Origin of the sequence: Gordonia sp. (in: high G+C Gram-positive bacteria), assembly GCF_049647785.1 — a bacterium.
Taxonomy (GTDB): domain Bacteria; phylum Actinomycetota; class Actinomycetes; order Mycobacteriales; family Mycobacteriaceae; genus Gordonia.
Genome location: NZ_JBARYI010000038.1, coordinates 1 through 2547 on the forward strand (window position 1 = coordinate 1; position 2547 = coordinate 2547).

The window sequence follows — 2547 nt, forward strand, 5'->3', positions numbered from 1 at the left end:
GACATAGTGCGGGAATCGACGCATCATGCGAGAACGAGGAGTGGGGGACGGGGAGGAGGTAGACGAGAGGCCCCCGACCATCGGTCGGGGGCCTCTCGTCTAGAGCAAGAATCAGCGGATGTTGTTCAGCAGACCCTGGTTCTGGTTGAACAGGTTGAGCTGTTCCGGAGTCAGCTTGTAGCCGGAGTTCTTCGCGGCCTTCCAAGCGTTGCGGACCTCGGGGCTCAGGTTCGAGTCGTCGACCTTTTTGTCGACCTTGGCAACAGCCTCGTCCGACGACTTAACGTTGTCGGTCTTCGGGGCGTTGTCGCTCTTCTGCGACGGGGCAAGCGGGTTGACCGGCTTGGCGGGCGTCGTGGGAGCGGTGCGCTGCGTCGGGCCGGACAGCGGGCCACCGCACGACGGCCATGCGCCCTTACCCTGGGTTGCCAGGACGCGCTCGCCCACGGCGATCTGCTGCTCGCGGGTCGCCTGATCTGCGGTCGGGGCGTACTGGCCGCCACCGTGGCTCGACCACGTGCTCGGGCTGAACTGCAGCCCGCCGTGGTAGCCGTTGCCGGTGTTGATGGCCCAGTTGCCGCCGGACTCGCACTGTGCAACCTGGTCCCACTCGGAATCGGATGCTGCCGAGGCGTGGCCGCCGCCCATCAGGGCTGCGCCGCCGCCGAGGATCGCGCCGGTGAGGGCAATCTTGGCGAAAGTCTTGGTGGTGGTGTTCGTCGACTGCTTTGCGTGACGTCCGGTCATAACGTTTTCTTCCTCTCTCCACGCGCCTACGAGGTGAGCTGTCGGGTTCGAGCGAGAGGTGCCCGGTCCGCACCGGCGTCACTGGTTGTGACGCCACTGGGACTTAACCCCAAGGTTGTCCACTTTCGTAGCCAACCGTCCCGGAGGATGTTGGGTCCCCCGTCCTCGCTCCTGAAACTGCAAATTGCGGGTGTTGCATCGGCGGAGCGAGGCTTGGCGCGACCGGTGCAACTGCGTTGGTGTGGTCACCAGGATGGCGACCGACACGAACACTACGGACTTGGCGGCGGCAGTTCACGTTTTCGCGAAGGCGATGTTAACGGCGAGTAGGGGCCGATTTCCGTGACTGTTGGCGTCTCCCCTGTTCAGGGCCTGATGGTCGGCCCGTGTCCGGTTCGTTATCCAACCGTTATGTGACAAACGTCACATCCAAATTGAGACGTCCGACACGGCTGCTTCTCAGGCTTGTGCCCGTCTCGATTCGAGGGCCCGGAAACTGCTCGCATGAAACACCAGGGGTTCAAGATCGGGGTCGCTCCGCAACGACTGGATCCGCAGCAAGATCAACAGATGGTCACCCGCGTCGATCTCGTTGAACACGGTGCAAGCCAGTTGCGCCGTCGCACCCGGAATGAACACCGCACCGGAGTCGTCGGTGGTTGGCCGCACACTGTCAAACCGCTGGGCGGGAGGGCCAGCCAGCTGCCGACAAATGTCGCCCTGGTGCGCGGCGAAGACGCTGACGCCCAGGGTTCCGCTGCGCAGTGCGGGCCAGGTTGTCGATCCTTTTCGGACGCAAACCGACACCAGTGGGGGATCCAACGACACTGTCGTGAACGCGCTCGCGGACATGCCGATCGGCCCATCCGATGCCTCCGTGCGGCGGCACACTGCGACGACGCCCGACGGGTAGGCGCTAAACGCCCGCTTCACCGTGGCAGTGTCGGTTGCGGGACGAAACGGTCGCTCGTAATGATCGACGCGGGCTCCGCTCACCGACTGCGCCGCCCCGACAGCAACGCAAAGATCAGCCCCAACAAGAATCCGAGGGGCGCGCACATGGCCAGCACGTAGACGATCGTGACGATGACCGTGCCGGTGTCGCGAACGGCGGGGAACAGCAGGGCGATGCTGGCGACCATGCCGATTCCGAAAAGAATGACGGCCGTCGCGAGCAAGCGCGAAGACTTCTGGGTCTGCATGGCATCAACGGTATCCCTGGCGGTAGAATCGCGTGCAGTGCGCCTCTGCTCGGACTGCCATCGGGCTCAGGCGCTTTTGTATGTGGCAGACCAGTGTGAGGGTGATCGTTGTGCCGACGGGCCGGGTGAAGTGGTACGACTCCGCAAAGGGGTTTGGGTTCCTGTCGCAGACCGACGGCGAGGACGTGTACGTCCGCGCCGACGCGCTGCCGGAAGGCGTTGGCGAGTTGAAGGTCGGCCAGAAGGTCGAGTTCGACATGGCTGCCGGACGTCGTGGGCCGCAGGCGCTGCGTGTGGCTGTGCTCGAACCTGCGCCCAGCGTCGCACGTAATACGCGTGAGGCGGCTCGAGAAGCAGGTCGTCGCGAACGCGACGCCGAGCGGCGCTCGCCTGATGAACTCCACGGTTTGATCGCCGATCTCATCACCCTGCTCGAAAGCAAAGTGCAGCCTGATCTGCGCAACGGGCGCTACCCCGATCGCAAGACGGCGCAGCGTATCTCCGAAGTGGTTCGCGGCGTCACGCGCGAACTCGACCGGTAACGCGCCGCCCAAACTCGTTCTCGCATGATGCGTCGATTCCCGCACTACGTCAGACG

Annotated in this window: 4 protein-coding genes and 1 riboswitch; of the genes, 1 reads left to right on the forward strand and 3 read right to left on the reverse strand. The window is 64.2% G+C overall.

Features of this window, described 5'->3' with window-relative positions; translation table 11 throughout:
* Positions 1–111: 111 nt before the first annotated feature.
* The 3 genes from WBA38_RS05725 to WBA38_RS05735 all read right to left on the reverse strand — a co-directional run bounded on the left by WBA38_RS05725 (position 112) and on the right by WBA38_RS05735 (position 1949).
* The gene (locus WBA38_RS05725) at positions 112–747 is read right to left on the reverse strand and encodes a transglycosylase family protein (RefSeq protein ID WP_424296217.1); all 636 of its coding nucleotides are present in this window, start codon (positions 745–747) and stop codon (positions 112–114) included.
* 7 nt (positions 748–754) lie between these two features.
* A riboswitch (cyclic di-AMP (ydaO/yuaA leader) is annotated at positions 755–939 on the reverse strand.
* A gap of 267 nt (positions 940–1206) precedes the next feature.
* A complete protein-coding gene (locus tag WBA38_RS05730) occupies positions 1207–1680 on the reverse strand; it encodes a flavin reductase family protein (protein ID WP_424296215.1) in 474 nt (157 codons plus the stop codon).
* Between the two features lie 59 nt (positions 1681–1739).
* Positions 1740–1949 carry a hypothetical protein gene (locus WBA38_RS05735; RefSeq protein WP_424296214.1) on the reverse strand — a complete coding sequence of 70 codons (210 nt, stop codon included), beginning with the start codon at positions 1947–1949 and terminating at the stop codon, positions 1740–1742.
* A 110-nt stretch (positions 1950–2059) separates the two neighbouring features.
* Here WBA38_RS05735 and WBA38_RS05740 point away from each other — a divergent pair, with 110 nt between their 5' ends.
* Positions 2060–2491 carry a cold-shock protein gene (locus WBA38_RS05740; RefSeq protein WP_424296218.1) on the forward strand — a complete coding sequence of 144 codons (432 nt, stop codon included), beginning with the start codon at positions 2060–2062 and terminating at the stop codon, positions 2489–2491.
* Positions 2492–2547 lie beyond the last annotated feature (56 nt).